This window comes from Kluyvera sp. STS39-E (genome assembly GCF_040932435.1).
Lineage (GTDB): Bacteria > Pseudomonadota > Gammaproteobacteria > Enterobacterales > Enterobacteriaceae > Kluyvera.
This window is the reverse complement of sequence record NZ_JBFQGA010000010.1, coordinates 1-19017: the sequence shown is the minus strand read 5'-3', so window position 1 is coordinate 19017 and position 19017 is coordinate 1. Positions and strand designations below refer to the sequence as shown.

General features: G+C 53.8%; 17 protein-coding genes. 9 read left to right on the top strand and 8 right to left on the bottom strand.

Translation table 11 applies throughout. The annotated features are described in order from the left end of the window. Positions 1–13 precede the first annotated feature (13 nt). Positions 14–703: a 6-phosphogluconolactonase gene (locus tag AB4K05_RS20105; RefSeq protein WP_368481646.1), complete on the top strand. Its 690-nt coding sequence runs from the start codon at positions 14–16 to the stop codon at positions 701–703. 6 nt (positions 704–709) lie between these two features. Next, complete coding sequence (locus AB4K05_RS20100) at positions 710–2026, top strand: PTS sugar transporter subunit IIC (RefSeq protein WP_368481645.1); 1317 nt, start codon at positions 710–712, stop codon at positions 2024–2026. A gap of 91 nt (positions 2027–2117) precedes the next feature. Here the strand turns inward: AB4K05_RS20100 and AB4K05_RS20095 are convergent, their stop codons facing one another. From AB4K05_RS20095 to AB4K05_RS20070, 6 genes are all read right to left on the bottom strand, one after another. Continuing rightward, positions 2118–3494 carry an amidohydrolase family protein gene (locus tag AB4K05_RS20095; RefSeq protein WP_368481644.1) on the bottom strand — a complete coding sequence of 459 codons (1377 nt, stop codon included), beginning with the start codon at positions 3492–3494 and terminating at the stop codon, positions 2118–2120. A gap of 9 nt (positions 3495–3503) precedes the next feature. Further along, entirely contained in the window at positions 3504–4457 is a 954-nt protein-coding gene (locus tag AB4K05_RS20090; RefSeq protein WP_368481643.1) for a carbamate kinase family protein, read from the bottom strand. Between the two features lie 164 nt (positions 4458–4621). Further along, a complete protein-coding gene (locus AB4K05_RS20085; protein WP_368481642.1) occupies positions 4622–6040 on the bottom strand; it encodes a DUF1116 domain-containing protein in 1419 nt (472 codons plus the stop codon). Beyond that, entirely contained in the window at positions 6040–7587 is a 1548-nt protein-coding gene (gene fdrA, locus AB4K05_RS20080) for an acyl-CoA synthetase FdrA (RefSeq protein ID WP_368481641.1), read from the bottom strand. The genes AB4K05_RS20085 and fdrA overlap by 1 nt, the downstream gene beginning before the upstream one ends. Then, positions 7565–8440 (bottom strand): DUF2877 domain-containing protein, encoded by an 876-nt coding sequence (locus AB4K05_RS20075; protein WP_368481640.1) that lies wholly within the window; start codon positions 8438–8440, stop codon positions 7565–7567. Before AB4K05_RS20075 ends, fdrA begins: the two co-directional genes overlap by 23 nt. Before the next feature lie 39 nt (positions 8441–8479). Beyond that, a complete protein-coding gene (locus AB4K05_RS20070; protein ID WP_368481639.1) occupies positions 8480–9085 on the bottom strand; it encodes an ankyrin repeat domain-containing protein in 606 nt (201 codons plus the stop codon). Between the two features lie 240 nt (positions 9086–9325). Between AB4K05_RS20070 and AB4K05_RS20065 the strand changes: the two genes are divergently transcribed. Beyond that, complete coding sequence (locus AB4K05_RS20065) at positions 9326–9820, top strand: DUF1097 domain-containing protein (RefSeq protein ID WP_368481638.1); 495 nt, start codon at positions 9326–9328, stop codon at positions 9818–9820. A 93-nt stretch (positions 9821–9913) separates the two neighbouring features. Next, a complete protein-coding gene (locus tag AB4K05_RS20060; protein WP_368481637.1) occupies positions 9914–10843 on the top strand; it encodes a LysR substrate-binding domain-containing protein in 930 nt (309 codons plus the stop codon). 5 nt (positions 10844–10848) lie between these two features. Here the strand turns inward: AB4K05_RS20060 and AB4K05_RS20055 are convergent, their stop codons facing one another. Both AB4K05_RS20055 and murF read right to left on the bottom strand, forming a co-directional pair. Continuing rightward, positions 10849–11286, bottom strand: coding sequence for a hypothetical protein (locus tag AB4K05_RS20055; protein WP_368481636.1), 438 nt, complete (start codon positions 11284–11286; stop codon positions 10849–10851). A 77-nt stretch (positions 11287–11363) separates the two neighbouring features. Continuing rightward, entirely contained in the window at positions 11364–12782 is a 1419-nt protein-coding gene (murF, locus tag AB4K05_RS20050; RefSeq protein WP_368481635.1) for a UDP-N-acetylmuramoyl-tripeptide--D-alanyl-D-alanine ligase, read from the bottom strand. Positions 12783–12992: 210 nt separating this feature from the next. Here murF and AB4K05_RS20045 point away from each other — a divergent pair, with 210 nt between their 5' ends. From AB4K05_RS20045 to AB4K05_RS20025, 5 genes are all read left to right on the top strand, one after another. Further along, positions 12993–14657, top strand: a complete 1665-nt coding sequence (locus tag AB4K05_RS20045; RefSeq protein WP_368481634.1) for a Mur ligase — start codon at positions 12993–12995, stop codon at positions 14655–14657. A 25-nt stretch (positions 14658–14682) separates the two neighbouring features. Next, complete coding sequence (lapG, locus tag AB4K05_RS20040; RefSeq protein WP_368481633.1) at positions 14683–15372, top strand: cysteine protease LapG; 690 nt, start codon at positions 14683–14685, stop codon at positions 15370–15372. 9 nt (positions 15373–15381) lie between these two features. Further along, positions 15382–17319 (top strand): cyclic di-GMP receptor LapD, encoded by a 1938-nt coding sequence (gene lapD / locus AB4K05_RS20035; RefSeq protein ID WP_368481632.1) that lies wholly within the window; start codon positions 15382–15384, stop codon positions 17317–17319. A 20-nt stretch (positions 17320–17339) separates the two neighbouring features. Next, positions 17340–17681, top strand: a complete 342-nt coding sequence (locus tag AB4K05_RS20030; RefSeq protein WP_368481631.1) for a tryptophan synthase subunit beta — start codon at positions 17340–17342, stop codon at positions 17679–17681. A gap of 333 nt (positions 17682–18014) precedes the next feature. Beyond that, the coding region (locus tag AB4K05_RS20025) for a retention module-containing protein (protein ID WP_368481630.1) at positions 18015–19017 on the top strand (1003 nt) is incomplete at its 3' end.

The following is a 19017-nucleotide window of genomic DNA, read 5'->3' as shown; positions in this document are numbered from 1 at the left end:
TGGGAAGACACCAATGAAATCGACAGCTTTTGATACCAACGCCGCGCTGGCTGAGCAGGTGGTCAGCGAACTGGCAGCACTTAAGCCGCATTCCCGGGTGCTTATTCCCTCTGGCAGCACACCGCAATGGATTTACGACGCGCTGGCGGCAACAGATATTGCCGAACGCCTCACCTTCTTTGCGCTGGATGAGTGGGTCAACGTCCCCAGCGATTCAGACGGTAGTTGCCTGAGCATGATTAATCAGGACTTTGTGCACAAATGTGCACATCCGGTGCAGCTCATCCATTTCGATCCTGATGCCTCCACGGAGCAGAACATCGCCCATTACAACACCGCGTTAAACGGTGAAGAGTTCGATTATGTCATTCTCGGCGTCGGGATGAACGGGCATATCGGCTTAAACGAGCCAGGGGTTGCCTTTGATGCGGATTATCTGCAAACCAAACTGGATGACGTCACCATTAAGGTTGCCAGCAATAAATACTTCTCCGGCGATGTCTCGCTCACCGAAGGTATTACCGTGGGGATAAACAAAATCCTGAAAGCAGGAAAAGTGATTGTGGTGATTAATCACGAAGCAAAAAAAGAGATTTATCAGAAGATTGTGCACATTGATGCCCAGCACACGCTGATCCCGGCGATTTATATTAAGCAATTCCCGCAAGTTCATTACTACATTACGAAAAACCTTCAAGGGTAAGCGGAAATGAGCATAACCTCTCTACTCGAACAAAAGATGTTGCCGTTGGCCGAGAAAATCTCGTCAAACATCTACCTGACCGCACTCAAAAATGCCTTTATTGCCCTGATCCCTTTTTTAATCGTTGGTTCCTTTTTCCTATTACTCACCAACTTTCCGATCAGTGGTTACAACGAGTTTATGACCTCGCTGCTCGGAAAAGGCACGCTGGATAAACTCAACTACGGTATTAACGCCAGCTATGGGTTAATGACGCTGTTGGTGATTATCACGTTCTCAAAGGAGTTGGTTGAAAAGCTCCACCTTAGCCAAAGCGCCGCCATTTTACCGGTGGCGATATTCTTCCTGATGCTACCGGGAAGCGTGACAACGGAGTCAGGCGGTATCGTTGCCGGAGCCTATGCGCTGCTCGACTTCAGCTCGGAATCAATGTTTCTGGGCATTATTGTCACCGTCATCACCATCAAGATGATTGAGTTTCTGGAAAACAGAACCTTTACCATCAAGATGCCTGAAAGCGTGCCGACGGAAATTGCCAAGTCGTTTAAGTCGCTGGTGCCTATTTTAGTGGTGCTGCTGTTCTGGATAATCATCAAGGTGATTTTTGAACACACTCACTTCGGTACGCCGGGGAAATTTATCAGCGTCGTGCTGCAACAGCCGCTGCTCTATTTAGGCAATTCCATTTTCTCCCAGCTCATCGCCGAGATGATGATAAGTCTGTTCTGGTTCTTCGGGATTCACGGTGACTCTATCGTGTCATCGGTGATGGGGCCGATTTGGCAAACGCTCAGCGCGCAAAACCTGGCGCAAACGCAAGAAGGCCTAGTAGCAACGAATATCATCACCCAGCAGTTTAGGGATGTGTATTTGATTGCCGGGGGAACAGGCTTTACCGGGGCGCTGTTGATCAGCATTTTTATGGTGGCGAAAAGCACCCGCTTAAAGCAGCTGTCAAAACTGGCGGCGCCTGCGGCAATATTTAACATCAACGAGCCGATTATTTTTGGCCTACCTATCGTGCTCAACCCACTGATGCTTATTCCTTTTCTTATTACACCGATGGTGCTGTGTACCGTCACCTATGGGGTTATCGCGCTCGGCTGGGTGCCACCGACGTCCGGCGTTTCCATTCCGTGGACCACACCGATATTTGTCTCTGGATTCCTGACTACCGGGATTTCCGGCGTGATCTTGCAGGCGGTGAATCTGATTATCGCTACCGCGATTTATACGCCCTTCGTGAAGATTTTAGATAAGCAGTATCTGCATGAAGAGCATCAGCTAGAGAGCGCGGTGGGCGAATTACAAACTCAGAAATAGGAGCCAGAAGTAGGCCGGATAAGCGTAGCGCCATCCGGCAACCTGCGCCGTTACTGCCGGATGGCGGCGTTGCCTTATCCGGCCTACAGGATTACGCCACGCTGCCCCACACTAGCTGGCCTTTATGGAAGGTGGCAGTTCGTGGCGAGATGCGCGCCACGGCTTCCGCCGAACACGACGCGTCCACCAGCACGAAGCTAGCCTCATCCTGCGCCTTCGGCCATACCTGCTCCCCCTTGTCGTTTAGCGGCAGCACGTCGCCGGTGGCGAGGAACAGCGAGCGAGAGAGATTTTGCTCATTCGGGCGAATGTAGAGTTGGGCGTAGAGGTTGGCTTTTTCGAACATGTCGCCGAGGCCATACGGTGACCAGTGGTCGATAACGCTGTCGGTGCCCGTCATCAGGGTCACCCCTTTATCGCGCAACTGTTTAAGCGGCATATGCAGCGTACCGATAGGCACCGTTGAAGCGATAGATATCTGCTGCGCGGCCATTCGCGTGGCAATCTCATCCACCTGCTGCTCATTCATCATCGCCAGCGCAAAGCCGTGGCTGATAGTCAGCTTGCCCTTCAACTGCGGGGTTTTCTCCACGGTTTCCACCATATATTTCACCGCCGCCACGCCCGCCGGGCTGGTTTCATGCAGGTGAATATCCACCCCTTTGTTGTAGTCGATGGCTATCTGGAACATGGTATCGAGGGATTTTTCCATCGCGCCGTCGACGTTGGTTGGGTCAAGCCCGCCGACGTAGTGTGCCCCGGCCTGCATCGCTTCGCGCATCAGCGGTTCAGATTTCGATAACAGCAGCCCATGCTGTGGAAAAGCCACAATCTCACAGTCGAAGCCCGCTTTACGCCGCGCCAGCACAGCCTGCAGATTTTCAAGATTTTTCAGCCCGGAAACCGGCTCAATATTGCAGTGGCTGCGAGCAACGGTGGTGCCTTTGGATTGCAGCAGGTCAATCAGCTTTTCGGCACGCTCTTGGGTGTAGGGCTGGAGTTCGGGCAACAGTTTTTGCTCCAGCTTAATCATATCCTGAATGGTGGTTCCCGCCGGGCGGTTGAGCGATCGCCACGGGCCACCGTAGAAGGTTTTGTCGAGATGGATATGCATATCGTGGGTGATCGGCAGCATCAGCTTGCCGCCAGCGTCATAGCGCGGCAGCGTGGCATCTGGGTGGTTTTTGTTGTCGCGCAAGGCCACGATTTTGCCGTCCTGAATTTCCACGGTCTGTCGCACAGTTCGGGTGTGCACGACGACCGCGCCCTCGAACTCAAAGCCCGTTTCAAGCAGCACGTTATCGAGATAATAATGACGGTCGGTGATGTTCATGGTCCCTCGGTTCTCGCAGGCGGCGCCGGAAGTGGCAGCCAATGCTACCGGTGCGGACGCAGCAAACAGCGCGGCGGCGGTCACCATTTTTCCGCCATTGCTTAAAAACTCACGGCGACTTTTGTTCTCTTTCATCGTCGTTCCTTAGTGTTTATGGATGATATGGGTGCCCGTTTCACCGCGCAGGGCGGCGGGCAGACATTCCGGCGTGGTGATAATCACCCGTTTACCGCCGTGTTGTAAGAATTGCAGGCTAGCGACAATCTTCGGCAACATGCTACCTGCCGGGAAGTGGCCTTCATGCATATAGCGGGTCATGGTGGCGATATCCACCTGCCCCAACGCTTGCTGCTCCGGTTTGCCAAAGTGAATGCACACTTTTTCCACGCCGGTGGTGATCACCAGAATATCGGCGTGGATCTCACGTGCTAGCAAGGCGGTGGAGAGATCTTTGTCGATCACCGCATCAACGCTGTGATAATCCCCCTCTTCACCCAGCACCACCGGAATACCGCCGCCGCCCGCGCCAATCACCAGAAAACCTTTCTGCGCCAGCGCCTGAATAGCTTCAGATTCGACGATGCGTTTCGGCTCCGGCGAGGCAACAACGCGCCGATAACCGCGCCCGGAATCTTCAACGAAGCGCCAGGTCGGGTTGGCTTTTAACAGTTCGTCACGCTGCTCGGCGCTGAAGAACGCGCCGATGGGTTTAGTCGGATTTGAAAAGCCGGGGTCGTTTTTATCGACTTCGACCTGGGTCATCACCGTCACCGCTTTTTGTTCACCGCGTTTGGCCAGTCGGTTGTTCAGTGCCTGTTGGATCAGGTAGCCAATGCCGCCTTGCGTATCTGCCACACAGTTGGCAAGCGGGGTGAGCGGCAATCCTTCACGCTCGTGAGCAATTTCAGCACGACGCAAATCCAGCCCCACCTGCGGGCCGTTGCCGTGCGTCAGCACGATGTTGTAATCCGATGCCAGCATCTCCAGCACCGTGTTCGCCACCGCTTTCACCGCCTCTGCCTGATGTTCAATCGACTGGCTGGCGTTGTCTTTGATAATGCTGTTGCCGCCAATGGCAACGACCACAAGTTCTTTCATGTGCAGGTTTCCAGTGCAGAAGTGATGATTGTTATTGGATTTGCTCCCTCTCCCTTTTAAAGGGAGAGGGTCGGGATGAGGGTTGGTGCGCTGAACGGCAACCTGGGCCTCCTTGCCCGTTGTCCCCTCACCCTAGCCCTCTCCCCGGAGGGGAGAGGGGACAGTCAGGCGCAGTAACGTTCGCACCAGCTCAGAATCGCTTTTTCGAAGCAGGCAAACGGCGGATGCACGATCCCGGCGCCAATCATGCCGATGCCCGCATCTTTATGGGCAATGGCGGTGTTGATCACCGGCAGAATGCCGCTGCTGCCCACGCGGGTGATGTCGATAGCCGTTGGCACGCCCATAAAACCGAGCAGCGGGATGGTGACGTTCGGGTTCTCACCCAGCGTGATTTCGCGCATCTGACGGGAGAAATCGATGGCCTCTTCCACCGTGCCGCCTACCAGCGCCACAATTGCCGGGGCTGTCGCCATCGCAAAGCCGCCGATGCCGTAGGTTTCGGTGATGGCGCTATCGCCAATATCAAGGCCAGAGTCTTCCGGCTTATATCCGGCAAACATCGGGCCAATAACCTGCTGCGCCGGGCCGGTGAACCACTGTCCCGGCAGGCCGCTAACCCGCAGGCCAAACTCAACACCGTTACGCGCCATGGTGGTCACCACGGTGCTGTATTCAATACCGTGCGCCGCATCCATCGCGGCTTTACACATCGCCATCCACGTCGGGCCAGAGAAATAGTCGCTGCTAGCAACAAACTCAAACACTTCGCGCTGCTGCAAAACGGAGAAGCCTGACTGAATGATCCCCGGCGTCAGCGCCTGGATAAGCAGCGTGGTGCCCGCGTTATTGCGGTTGTGGCACTCGTCGCCCATATGCAGCGCCTGTGCCAGCATTAAACGCAGGTCAATTTCGCCGATAATCTTCATCGCCTCGCGCAGCATCGGACCCTGCACGTCACGCATCCAGTTCAGACGGTCGATCACGCTCTGGTCGTTGGCTCCCATGCGCAGGATCTTCGCCATCTGCTCGCTCATGTTGGTATAAGCGATGTTGCCGTAGGTTTTGTTCTCGACAATGTGCATAAACATCGACGCTGAAGTGACACCCGCCATCGATCCCACGCAATCATGCTCGTGGCACGGCGAGAAGGTAATTTCACCGGAAGCCGCGAGCACCGCCGCTTCATCGATATCCTTCGCCAATCCTTCAAATACCAGCGCGCCGGTCACCGCGCCCTTCATCGCGCCGCACATTTTTTCCCAAGTAACTGGCGGGCCCGCATGGAGGATGGTTTCCGGCGTCATGCCCGGCACCACGTTGATGGCCTGGTCAAAGCCAATCAGCACCGGATGCGATTGAATAATTCGCTCCAGCGCCTGCTGGTTGGCGGCGGCAATTTTCTCCGCCAGCGGGGAATCGGCGATGCTATCCAGCGCATTCACCACATGCATATTGCCCTGCCCCGGCGGCGTCCAGTCGAGTTGGGTGACGGCGACGTGCTGCTTTTTAAGATCATCGCTGAACATGGCGATACCGACGTTAATCACGTTCAGCGGTTGGGTAAACAGTGACTGGCTCATCAGGCTTCCTCCCCTTTGCAGATAAATTCACGCGCTAGCAACCCGGTGTTGGTGCTGCTGCTGGCGAGGACAACACCCGCGTCGGTCAGCATCTGGCGCTGTTTTTCCAGCGACGGCGTATCAAGGCTGGTCCCCAGCACGTAGCCGAGGATCACCAACTCACGGCCATCGGCGCTGGCGATCGCTTTCGCTTCTTTGAGAGCCTCAAGCGTCGAGCCCACTGGATCTTCATGCGATCCAAAGCCCAGCACGAAATCCATCACGATCACGCCAACTTGCGGATCGCGCGCCTCCTGAATCAAGCGGCTAATGCGGTTGGTGGGATCGATCATCGGGTGCGGCTTGCCGTTGGTGAAGTCGTCATCGCCGAAGTCGAGGAAGGTGTGCTTCACGCTGCGGTTGATATCCGCCAAGCGGAAGGTTGGGTCAGGTTGAATGTTGCTGTAGACGTCGCTGTGTTTTTCCATCACTGCAAACATGGTTTCGTCGCACAGCGTGCCACCGCAGAACAGGCCACGAATGTACTTCTGCTGTGGAGTCAGGCGTGAACGCACGTCAGCAATCAGCGCCTCGTTCAGCGGATGCAGGTCTAACGATTCTTTCTTTACCCCGCTCAACAGTGCTGCTTTCAACGCCGCATCCTTGGTGCTGCGAGCGAACTGTAAGCCTTGCTCGTCAGCCGGTGACTCAGCACGACCGAGGAAGCAGACCACTACAGGTTTACGGCACGCGCGAGCACGCTCCAGTACTTTGCGCGCCACGGCGGGAGCCGGAGGCTTAGAGACCAGTGCGATAACTTCGGTTTGCGGATCGTTTTCCAACATGCCGATGGCATCGAGCATCATCAGCCCGCCGATTTTTTCGCTCAGATCGCGGCCACCGGTGCCAATCAGCTGCGAGATACCGCCGCCAAAGTCGTGGATACGCACGCTCAGCTCCTGGCTACCCGTTCCGGATGCACCAACAATGCCGATATTGCCGCGACGCACCGCGTTGCCAAAGCACAGCGCCGCGCCGTTAATAATGGCAGTGCCGCAGTCCGGCCCCATCATCAGTAGCCCTTTTTCATGCGCCAGCTGTTTGAGCGCCAGTTCGTCATCCAGAGTCACGTTGTCAGAAAACAGCATCACGTTAAGGTTATTCTGCAACGCCTGACGCGCTTCACGGGCGGCGAACAGGCCGTTGACCGAAATCACCGCCAGGTTGCTATCCGGGATGTGTTTTTTGGCGCTGGCAAGCGTGGCATAGCGCGCTTCATGCGAGCCGCTATCGGCTTTTTTGCTGAACAGCTCTTCGATGGCGGCCAGCGTCAGATCATTATCCGCGCCCTGCTTGCCGTTAATGACAATCATCAGGTCGCCATTTTTCGCTTCATCAAGCTCGGTAGTCAGCAGCCCCAGGTTTTTCAGCACGCCTTTGTTCATTTCGGTCGCCATGGCCACGAAGGCCTGCTCGACGCCGTCGAGTTTGTTCGCGCGGGTCGAAATCGACATCAGCGATACCGAATCAAAATACGTGTTCTTTTTAATAACTATTTTGACGGACATAATTCCCTCCATATGCTTGGCTCAGCGCGCAGGCATCCGCCATGCCGTAAAGCATGTCGCAGCCGGAACTTGAGCCAATATTTTTAATATTGGCGATAGCCTGGATAGAAAAATGGGTAGGTTCATTAATAATGCCGTTAATAAACCCATAAATACTTTCGCGATAGCGTTGAGCAAATGCGGCTTCCAGCGTTATTGCGCTTAACTGTGTGGTATTTCCACGGGCGGCAGCCAATGCACAATAAAAATCGCTGCGATATTTTTGCGCCGGATGACCATTGATGAATAAGATCGCGCTCAGACCCACTAGATAATCATCCGCCGATGGCGTTAGGCCAATACCTAACCCCACCATGTTGGCGACCGCCGAGCTTATTTTCTGTCCACTTAATAATGCATTAAATAATGTCTGACGCCGCTGCTGTAATGCGCTAGAGATAGCCTGATAAAAGGGGTTATCACCCTGCCCGAGAAACAGCGTCTCATGGGGCTGTAATTGTTGAGCGATGGCCTCGCGCCATTGCTGCCATGGAATGTGCCAGAACCGTTCGCCGTCCATCTGCGGTATCGCAGGCTGCCAGCGCCGGCAGGAGGTGGCTTCTATCCATTTATCCTCACCAACCGTTATCCCCGAGGGGTGAAACTGAACCGGCTCGCCTAGCCGGAAAAGACCGTCAAAGTGGGTAAGCGCTAACCTACAGCTGTAAGGCCCGTTGTCATAGTCTTCACATAGCAGCGTCAGTAGCTGCTGCTGCGCCGGAAGATAAAGGTTTACCGCCCGGGAAAATACCTGTTCAACATGACCTATACCGCGTTCATCCAGAAAGCTCTGGTCTGCGGTTAGCGCTTGCACACACCGCCGTGTTGGGGTGTCGATAGCGCGTCTCCTCAATCAGGCTCCGGCCACAATCAGCAGCTGAGCAATTTCCGCAAACCCTTTTTCTCGCGCCAGCTCCAGCGGCGTTTTACCGTATTTATCGGTCATATGCGGGCTGGCGCCATGTTCCAGTAGCAGCGCGACAATCGTCTGCTGGGTTTCGCCGCCGTCGTTCAACACAATCGCTTCCAGCAGCGGTGTCCAGCCAACAAAGTTGGTATGGTTGACGTTAATCGGGGTGCGCATTAATAGCTCTTTGACGATGGCCAAATGCCCTTTTTCGCAAGCCGGTGTCAGGCCTACGCCACCAAAACGGGTGAGACGATTTAAATCCGGGCGAGCCGGCAGCAATAAACGCAGCAGCGTTAAATCATTATTCAGACAACTAATTAAAAATGGATTCAAGCAGATTTGATCTTGTTTATTAATATCCACACCAGCGTCGATAAGTGTCGCCACGCAATCATATTTCTTATGCAAGCTGGCTAAAATAATGGCCGTTTGACCTTGGCGATTGCAGGCATTAATGTCCACCAACTGCCGCAGGCAGGATTTTAATTTAGCCAGCTCACCTTGTTCTGCAGCCAATAGATAATCAGCAATCAGATTGTTGTTAGTCATATTAATTTCCCTGATTTTTGTGGCTGTTTGATAATTTGAGAATAGCAACGAAAATCGCAGAAAAGAACCCGCTTAAATTTTATTCGCCATAACCCGACTCATTGTTGAAAAAAATTTAATAATCGATACAGACTGTGCGGTAGTGCACCGTTTATTTCTTTCGCGATATGTCCCTTAACTCAACCGGGTTTTCTTTCTATATAGTTTCAGCACGAAACCATGACACGAGAGGAAATCATCATGAACGGACTCACCGCAACGGGCATTACTGTCGGGATTTGTGCAGGTCTCTGGCAGATGTTGTCCTCGCAGGTTGGGCTAACGGCTGGCTGGGAATTACTCGGTACGATAGGCTTTGTCGCCTTTTGTAGCTTCTACGCGGCGGGGGGTGGTAACGCGGGCTTTGTGAAGAGCCTGGCGGTGAATTACTCCGGGGCCGTTTGGGCTTTTCTTGCCGCCACCGCTTCCGGATGGCTGGCGTCAGCCAGCGGACTTTCGGCATTTTGGGCAAGCGTTGCCATGACGGTGCCCTTCTCCGCTGTCATCGTCTGGCAGGGCCGATTCTGGCTCACCTCGTTTATTCCCGGCGGCTTTCTCGGCATGACGCTATTTTTTGCAACTGGACTTAACTGGTGGGTGACACTGCTGGGCTTTTTGGCCGGTAACGCCGTCGGCTATATCTCAGAATACAGCGGACGAAAGCTGAGTGAGGCCACCTCAAAAGGCGCGGCGTAGCGCGGTTTTAAAAGTTATTCAAAAATCATTGCCCAATGCGATGTTCTGCCAATACATTCATCTGTGGAATTAGGCGACGACAGGGCCGGGCGAATGAACTCAATTTTTACAGAAGAAAACCTGCTGGCGTTTACCACCGCCGCGCGGTTTAGCAGCTTTAGCAAAGCGGCGGAGGAGCTGGGCTTAACCACCTCCGCCATCAGCTACGCCATCAAACGCATGGAGACCGGGCTCGACGTCGTGCTGTTTACCCGCAGTACCCGCAGCATCGAGCTGACCGAATCCGGCCGCTATTTCTTCCGCAAAGCCAGCGACCTGCTGAATGATTTTCACGCCATCAAGCGCAGCATTGATACCATTTCTCAGGGGATTGAGAGCCGCGTACGCATCTGTATTAACCAACTCTTATACACGCCCAAACACACTGCCCGACTGCTGAAGGTGCTGAAAAAGCAGTTTCCGACCTGCCAGATAACGGTCACTACCGAGGTCTATAACGGCGTGTGGGATTCCATCATTAATAACCAGGCCAATATCGCCATCGGCGCGCCGGACACGCTGCTCGACGGCGGCGGTATCGATTATACCGAAATTGGCGCCATTCGCTGGGCGTTTGCTATCGCCCCGGATCATCCGCTGGCCTTTATGCCGGAGCCGATTGCCGAAAGCCAGCTGCGGCTTTATCCCAATATTATGGTTGAGGACACTGCGCACACTATCAATAAGAAGGTCGGCTGGCTGCTGCACGGCCAAGAGTCGATTCTGGTGCCCGATTTTACGACCAAATGTGAGTGCCAAATTCTTGGCGCGGGGATCGGTTTTTTACCGGATTATATGGTGCGCGAAGCAATGGCGGAGTCGCTGCTGGTCACCCGCCAAATTCATAATCCGCGCCAGGATTCTCGCATGCTGCTGGCCACTCAGCACTCAGCCACCGGGAAAGTAACCCAGTGGATCAAGCAAGAGTTCGGGCCGCAGGGCGTGCTAACCAGCATTTATCAGGACTTGCTGCATCGGATTTAACGCGCTTAGGTACACATATAGCGAAACGGCCCCGGCTGGCACGGGCGCATCACCACCTTAACCCGTGGCGTTTTGAAGGTGTACATCCCACCAAAATACGGGTCAACGATAAACCAGCCCGGAACGCCAAGAAGGGGAAGATTGCCAAAGGTGTACCAATAGCTGTAACGATATTCTAGCGGCATAATCGTTGAGTAATACCCTTCACGCATGACCGTCAGGGTGTAGGCCTGCTTGCCAAAGTAGCTGCCGTCGGCTTTTTTCAGAATAACCGACCGCGGCGTCAGCCCTTTCGCCACGATGTTCCCGGCGCTATCGGCAACGACAAATGCGATATTCGTCGGCGAGCTATCAATATAAACCGCCTCTTCCTCACTCCCGAGCAGCGATGCGCAGCCGCTCAGGAAAAAGGGAAGGATCAACGCCAAAATTATTCTTTTCATCACCATCGCTCCATTTCTCTACTTAAAAAAGAGCGACCTAAAAACCGCAAGGCTTAAATGCAGATTGAAAGTTGTCGTTAGCGGGATGCCAACCGTTTTAGCCAGTTCACCAGCGTCCATACCCGCGTCGCGTTTGATCCCTTAAAGAGCACAACATCGTTATCCTGAATCTGTTTCAGATAGCCCACTCTGAACGCATCGACATCATCCAACAGCCTAAATTGCTTATCAGTAGAGAACGCATGAGCATAATTTCGATAAGTTGGGCCAATCAGATAGATATGATCAATTCGGCTGCGATTAATGCTGTCGATCAAGGACAGGTAGTAATGCTCAAAAGCATCGCCCAGCTCCGCCATCTCCCCCAATACCAGCACCTTTCTCCCGGAATGGGTGGACTCGCTCAGCTGCGCGACCGCAGCCAGCATCGAGCCAGGATTGGCATTATAGGCATCATCAATGACCGTAAGCGGATGCGCGGCGACGGTCAGAGAGTTCACTTCACCTCGCCCCGGCAGCGCTTGGAAGCGCGTTAATCGCGGCAATGCGGCTTCAGGCGGATAGCCCAGCGACGCAATCACAGCAAGCGTCGCCACGCTATTGAGCGCCATATGAACGCCGTCGGCCTGCAGGGTGTAATGCAAACGGTGGCCAAACACTTCTGCTGTCACACGGCGAGTCACTACGTCATACGCTAAAAGGCGGCAATCACACGATTCTCCTTCACCGTAGGTGACTATCCGTAATCCCTGTTTTATGGCCGCCGAATAAATACAATCCCACTCCTGCATTTCCCGGTTGAGCACGGCGAGGTTTCCCGCCTCCATGCCGAGAAAAATCATCGCCTTTGTGCGTGCAATATCGTGTAGCGATTGGTTTTCCTTGAGATGAACCGCCTGAATATTGGTGAAGACCGCGACGGTTGGCCTCACCATCTGCGAACTGATATTCATACGGCCAATGGCCATTTCGAGCACCACATGGGGCGTATCCCAAGGCATCGACGCAATATTCCACGCGACACCACGGGGTAGGTTGGCATTAGCCTCACTCCCACAGACGGGCCCCCACTCGGCTAACGCGCAAACCAGCATCGCGACGCAGGTCGTTTTACCCGCGCTGCCGGTAACGCCGATGATATTGCCGCGCAACTTCGCCCGCACGTAGGCCCCCATGCTCAGCAGCGCTTCGTTCCAGTTGTCGACCAGATAAACCGGCAGCGCACTGTCGTTGGCGATGCCTTCGTCGCTAACGATTAGTGCAGCAGGCGGGTAAGGAAGAGCGGCAAGCTTATCGATAGATATCCCGCCGCTTTCGTGTTCGGCGCGAATACACACCATATTGCCAGGCTGCATGGCAGGCGCAAAAATGGAAATGCCGGTGGCTCGCCAGCCTTTATTCGGTGGATTCAGCCAGCGTCCCGGTACGGCTTGCATTAACGCTTCCGAGGTCCACCAAGCATTTTCGAACATTCCTTGATCGTGTGGCTTAGCCATCGTCTCTCCTAGTAAATACAATGCCCAGTTTCTACAATGGGGTTAGAATTATCCCAGCCGCGCGGAAACCTATTCATTTCCCCTGAGAATATAATTTCTATTATCAGGGCAATATAGTAGAAATGTAGAATACTAAAACGACAATACGTAATGGTATTTTGGTTGCGATAAATCTCAGACAGGGCGTCATTAACCGAGCAAGGAGCCAAAGTGACACTGAGCCATTTGCTTTTACGAGTACATCCTGAGCTGGAGTCTTTCGGCTTTGCCCCTCAGCCCTCCCCCTTTCCGGGTTATATCCTTTTTCTGAGTGCCAGTAATGCTCATGAACGAGCCTATACGGCCTATGCAAATGGCAATACGCTGGAGGAAGCTTGGCAACGCGCCCAGAGCGACTTGCAACGTTGGGAAAGCCAACAGGATCACCCCGCCGTGTGGCTGCGGGTCGATCTCGTCGATAAAATCCAGACCCTGCGCTGGGACGCCCTGCAGGAAAAACTAGGCCAGACCAAGCGTAACTACTTTCGCTTTGGCCTGAGTCTGACACCCGATTTCCAGCGCCCTATTCTCGAGCAAGAAATTAACGCTAATGCGCTGATGTACCACGGCAAAGAAGGCGTTGCGACGCCCAATGCGGCTAATCTTTCGCACTATTCCCGCTGGCGCTTTGGCAGTGAACTGCATTGGCCTGAAAAAGCCGAGCAACTTATCTGGCGCTTTACCACCCGCAGCGTGTTCTGCGATGGCGAACAGGTTTATCCCGTTGAATTCAGGGGCCGCAACGCCGGTTATCGCCAGCTCCCCCACTGGCAGGAGCAGGCGCTTTTGCCGATGATCGCCTCAGCAACTGACTACCTAGCGCGCCAAGTGCAGCCCTCGGGCCGCTATGACTATGGCTGGTTCCCCTGCTTCGATCGCGCTATCCCAACCTATAATGCCCTGCGCCATGCCAGTTCAACCTATGCGCTGCTGGAAGGCTGGGAAGTGACACAGGAGCAGACGCAGTTTGCCGCTATTGAGCGTGCGCTGCACAATCTCGCGACCAAACTCATTGAAACCCGCCGCTTACCGGACGGCAGCGATGCCGACTTTCTCATCGATACCGGCGGCGAGATCAAGCTTGGCGGTAACGCCGTGTGTATTCTCGCCATGGCGAAGTACACAGAACTGACCAGCAATGACCGCTATCTGCAGCAGATGCAGCGCCTCGCCAACGGCATTGGCTTTATGCAAAAACCGGAAACCGGCGGCTTCAACCACGTGCTACATGCCACCGATCTGTCGCTGAAAGCTGAGCACCGCATTATCTATTACGATGGCGAAGCGGCCTTCGCGCTGATGCGTCTATACGGAATAACCAAAAATCCACGCTGGCTCGATATCGTTGAACGCGCCATGGACCATTTTATCGAACAGAAGCACTGGCAGGCCCACGATCACTGGCTAAGCTATTGTGTAAACGAGCTGACGCTGTATCGTCCTTTAGAACGTTACTATCAGTTCGGGCTGGATAACGTTCGCGATCACCTAGACTTTGTGACTCATCGGGTCACCACCTATCCCACATTATTAGAGCTGATGATGGCGGCATCCCGGATGCTGGAACGCTTGGCGGATTCCGAGCATCGCCAGTTACTGGACGGCTTCGATATGGCGAAATTTAATCAGGCGCTCGAGACCCGCGCACGCTATCTCGCGAACGGTTTTTTTTGGCCGGAGCTGGCCATGTTCTTCAAAAATCCTCCGCGCATTGTGGGTAGCTTTTTTATTCGCCATCACAGTTTCCGCGTGCGAATTGACGACGTTGAACACTATCTCTCGGGCTACGTAGCTTACCGTAAACACTGGCGTGGTCTGCATGGCTATACCGTGTGATCGAGCGGCGTCGAGCGTCTTATAGATGAATCTGCATCGTGGCTTTTTTACCCGAAAACGATGGCTGCCGCTGTTTCTCGCGCTGCTGCTGCTTGCGCCGCCGGATCTGGGTGCGGGCTGGGATTTTAATACCATTAATACGCGTACCCAGCGTCTTTATGGCCCGGCCTCAGCCACCGCACAGCGCAATATTGACGACTGGGAGTTATTGCTTAAAAAACCCGCAGAGGGCAATATTCAGGCCACACTGACTCGCGTAAATCAGTTCTTTAATTCACGAATCCGCTTTGTGGATGATATGACCGTATGGGGACAAGAGGACTATTGGGCCACGCCGGTTGAAGCGCTGCGTAAAGGCGCCGGTGACTGCGAAGATTATGCGCTGGCGAAATATTTTACCCTACGTCAATTAGGTGTTCCTGCCAGCCAGCTGCGAATTACCTATGTTAAAGCATTACAATTAAATCAGGCGCATATGGTTGTTACTTGGTATTCAACACCGGATGCAATTCCGCTGGTGCTCGATAACCTCAAACCCGCCATATTGCCTGCAACCGCCCGTAGCGACCTGCTCCCCGTTTATTCTTTCAACGGCGAAGGTTTGTGGATCCCACAGGCCAGCGGCAGCAAGCGCGTCGGCGACAGCAAAAGGCTCTCTCGTTGGCAGGATCTTCTCACCAGGATGCGTGCAGAAGGATTTGTAATTAATGAATAGGAAGCAGTCATGTCCCTTTATAAACAGCTACTGATTGGCATCTGTCTGTTTACGCTGACGATCTTCTGTGGCAACTTTTTTGCGACGCTGGAAAGCTCTCGCGAGCAGTATCACAACCAGCTCAGCGCACATGCCCAAGACGCCGCCACGGCGCTCGGTCTCTCGCTGACTGCGCATATTGACGATCCCGTCATGACCGAGCTGATGGTGAACTCCATTTTCGATAGCGGTTACTTCTATCGCATCCAGGTCGTTGATATTAAGAGCGGTAAACCGATTATTGAGCGGCAAAATGCGCCCCCTAGCGCCAACGTTCCGGGCTGGTTTGTGCGTATGGTGCACCTGAATCCGGGCCAGGGAGAAGCCATCGTCATGCGCGGCTGGACGCAGGCTGCCCGCGTCGAAGTGATAAGCCATCCGATGTTTGCGCTAGCGCGTTTATGGAGCAGCCTAGTCGCCAGCTTCCTCTGGCTCACCGGTTGTAGCGCCCTGTGCATTCTCGGCGCGATGGTTATGCTACGCCACCGCTTACGCCCGCTGAATTATATCGTTGAACAGGCAATGGCCATCAGCCGTCGTGAGTTCCTGAGTCTGCCAGCACTGCCTAAAACGCCGGAGCTACGCCGAGTGGTGATGGCGACCAACATGATGGTCACCCAGCTTAAGGCACTGTTTAGCGAACAGGCACAGCGCACCGAGAGCCTGCGCCAGGAAGCCTACAACGACAGTCTAACCGGCCTCAATAACCGCCGGGCGTTCGATATTAAATTCCAGACGCGCCTGAGCGATGAAGACCATGCGGACGGCAATCTTATTTTATTGCGCGTGCAGGACTTGATTGGCCTCAACCAGCGTCTTGGCGGTGCCAACACGGATAAGCTGTTAACGGCCGTGGCCGATATTCTTAACGATCTGCAGCAACGTTTCTTCCCGAGCGAAGGCTTTGTCGCCCGCGTGCGCGGCGGCGAGTTTGCCATTCTCACCTCTTCCGTTCTGCCCAAAGAGATGGAGAACTTCGCTAGCTCCCTCAACGGACAGCTAAAGGCGCTGAATGAAACGGGTTTGAGCGATGTTAATCCGGTCGCCCATTTTGCCGATGTCGCATTCCACTTCGGTGACTCCCCACAAAACCTGATGCGCCAAGCAGACCAGCTTCTGGTCGCAGCCGAAGCGGATATGCGTACTTTCGTGGATGCCGAAGCGGCCAAACAGCAGGTGCAGGATGAAGATCACCACCAGTGGCACCGTCGACTAACCGCCATTCTGGATAAAGAAGCTTTCGAGCTTTACTCCCAGCCGGTGTACGAATGCAATACAAAACATGTTGTTTTGCACAGAAAAATACTGGCTCGCATTAAAACCGAAGAGGGCGAAATCATCCCGGCTGGCCGCTTTATTCCTTGGGTGCGCCGCTTGTCGCTGGGCCGTCGAATGGACGTCGTGATGCTCAAACAGACGCTTCGCGCGATGGAAAGCACCACCCACGCTTTTGCTCTGAGCATCAGCGGCGAGAGCGTGGCCGATGACGAAAGCCTGAACGCGCTGCTGCAACCATTAAAGAACGCGAAACACCTGACATCGCGACTGACGCTTGAGCTTGACGAAAACGAGCTGCCCGATCCAGAACGCGTCAGCGTGCTGGTGAAAAAGCTGCAGGAACTCGGCTGCGGTCTTGGCATTCAGCATTTTGGTGGTCGTTTCCACCTGATTGGCAACCTGCCACAATGGGGGCTTGCCTGGATTAAAGTTGACGGTGGCTACACCCATCGCATCAACGAAGAAGAGGACAAAAAGCTCTTTATCGAAGCCATTTACTGGGCTACGCGGCAGATCAATTTGCCACTCATTGCCGAGCGTGTTGAAACGGAAGGTGAACTGGCGGCGCTTGAAAAAATCGGTCTCTACGGCGCGATGGGCCGTTATTTTAGCGATGCCAGTACGCTATAAGGAATTTCAGGAGAGAAGCCATGCACTATATTGAACGTGATGCAGAAGGACGGATTGTCCGAATTGAAATCGTAGAATTCGCCGGGATGACCGAGCGGTCTGAAGAGTCCACCGCAGAAATCACTGAATGGTTGAAAGTAAATAGCATCCGCACGGCAACAATACAGCAGCTGCAGCAAAGCGATCTCAACATGGTTCGTGTACTGGAAGACCTTATTGAGGTTTTGATGAGTAAGGGAGTAATCAGCATCACCGATCTCCCACCTGCCGCACAGAACAAACTATTTAATCGTGCTCAAGCCCGTCAAACGTTGAGCGGGCTAGAAGGCCTCATCGGCGATGACGATGAAAGGCTAATATAATTATATCTCACATAATACTTCAGGCTCATGACATTGAGCCTGAAGTATTATTAGCAACCTAATCGTCAATAATTATTTATTACTCTCAGCTCACTTTTCACAAGACATCCACATTAAAACAACATTAGAATCAATGAATCTTTTTTATATTTGCAATAATCTTATTTAAGACTCACAGATATTGCCTTGCTCCGAGGATTCAGGAAAAGGAAATATAAGAATTCTTAATCTATGTAATTGAATACGTAGAAAGATTTTGCAGTACGTAAGTTCTGAATAAGAACTCCAGCGGCAATGGAATAGCCTGTATAAAACGAAGGGGGGAAGACGCAGATGAACGGTGTAGCCGGAACAATAAAAGCAATAATTGGGCAGGTTTTTGCTATTTCACCAGATGGCGGCAGACGCTTATTGGTAGAAGGCGATAAAATACTGGCAGGTGAACAAATCGAAACGGGCGCAAACGGCGCCGTCACTCTCACTCTTGCTGATGGAAAAACGCTGGATCTCGGTCGCGATAGCCATTGGGATGGCACTCATAATATCGCGTCAACCCCTAACGCCGTAGACCAAACGGATATCGCCGCAATACAGCAGGCCATTGCCGAAGGTCAGGACCCCACACAAATTCTTGAAGCCACCGCAGCGGGCCCGCAAAACCCAACGGGTAGCGGTGAGCCCGGCGCTGGCGGCGCACATACGCACGTTATCCTCGACCTGACCGGTGAAATTGTGGATCCCACAGCCGGATACCCTACCGTAGGTCTTGATTTCCCTGACACATCTATAGAAGAAGAACTCACAATCCTCGATAGATCGGAAGATGAAATCGTGCGGGATGATTCTGATGCGGATGCAGATTCTGATGCAGACTCCGACGCGGATGCGGACTCTGATGCAGACGCAGATGCGGATTCTGATGCAGACGCAGATGCGGATTCCGATGCAGATGCCGAGGCGGACGCAGAAGCGGACGCCGATTCTGACGCAGACGCAGATGCTGATGCCGATGCCGACGCGGACGCGGATGCGGATTCCGATGCAGATGCCGATGCTGACGCAGACGCAGATGCTGATGCCGATGCCGACGCGGACGCGGATGCGGATGCAGATGCGGATTCAGACGCTGATGCCGATGCTGAATCCGACGCAGAGGCCGATGCCGATGCAGACGCAGACGCGGAGGCGGAGGCCGACGCCGATGCGGTTGCCGATGCCGACGCTGACGCGGACGCGGAGGCAGACGCGGACGCAGACGCCGATGCCGATGCTGACTCCGACGCAGACGCCGATGCCGATGCTGACTCCGACGCGGATGCTGACTCCGACGCAGATG

Coding starts and splice junctions, on each gene's coding strand:
- AB4K05_RS20100 (WP_368481645.1), top strand. CDS start 710: ATGAGCATAACCTCTCTACTCGAACAAAAGATGTTGCCGTTGGCCGAG.
- AB4K05_RS20060 (WP_368481637.1), top strand. CDS start 9,914: ATGAACTCAATTTTTACAGAAGAAAACCTGCTGGCGTTTACCACCGCC.
- AB4K05_RS20030 (WP_368481631.1), top strand. CDS start 17,340: ATGCACTATATTGAACGTGATGCAGAAGGACGGATTGTCCGAATTGAA.
- lapD (WP_368481632.1), top strand. CDS start 15,382: ATGTCCCTTTATAAACAGCTACTGATTGGCATCTGTCTGTTTACGCTG.
- AB4K05_RS20090 (WP_368481643.1), bottom strand. CDS start 4,457: ATGAAAGAACTTGTGGTCGTTGCCATTGGCGGCAACAGCATTATCAAA.
- fdrA (WP_368481641.1), bottom strand. CDS start 7,587: ATGTCCGTCAAAATAGTTATTAAAAAGAACACGTATTTTGATTCGGTA.
- AB4K05_RS20055 (WP_368481636.1), bottom strand. CDS start 11,286: ATGAAAAGAATAATTTTGGCGTTGATCCTTCCCTTTTTCCTGAGCGGC.
- AB4K05_RS20105 (WP_368481646.1), top strand. CDS start 14: ATGAAATCGACAGCTTTTGATACCAACGCCGCGCTGGCTGAGCAGGTG.
- AB4K05_RS20085 (WP_368481642.1), bottom strand. CDS start 6,040: ATGAGCCAGTCACTGTTTACCCAACCGCTGAACGTGATTAACGTCGGT.
- lapG (WP_368481633.1), top strand. CDS start 14,683: ATGAATCTGCATCGTGGCTTTTTTACCCGAAAACGATGGCTGCCGCTG.
- AB4K05_RS20095 (WP_368481644.1), bottom strand. CDS start 3,494: ATGAAAGAGAACAAAAGTCGCCGTGAGTTTTTAAGCAATGGCGGAAAA.
- AB4K05_RS20065 (WP_368481638.1), top strand. CDS start 9,326: ATGAACGGACTCACCGCAACGGGCATTACTGTCGGGATTTGTGCAGGT.
- AB4K05_RS20070 (WP_368481639.1), bottom strand. CDS start 9,085: ATGACTAACAACAATCTGATTGCTGATTATCTATTGGCTGCAGAACAA.
- murF (WP_368481635.1), bottom strand. CDS start 12,782: ATGGCTAAGCCACACGATCAAGGAATGTTCGAAAATGCTTGGTGGACC.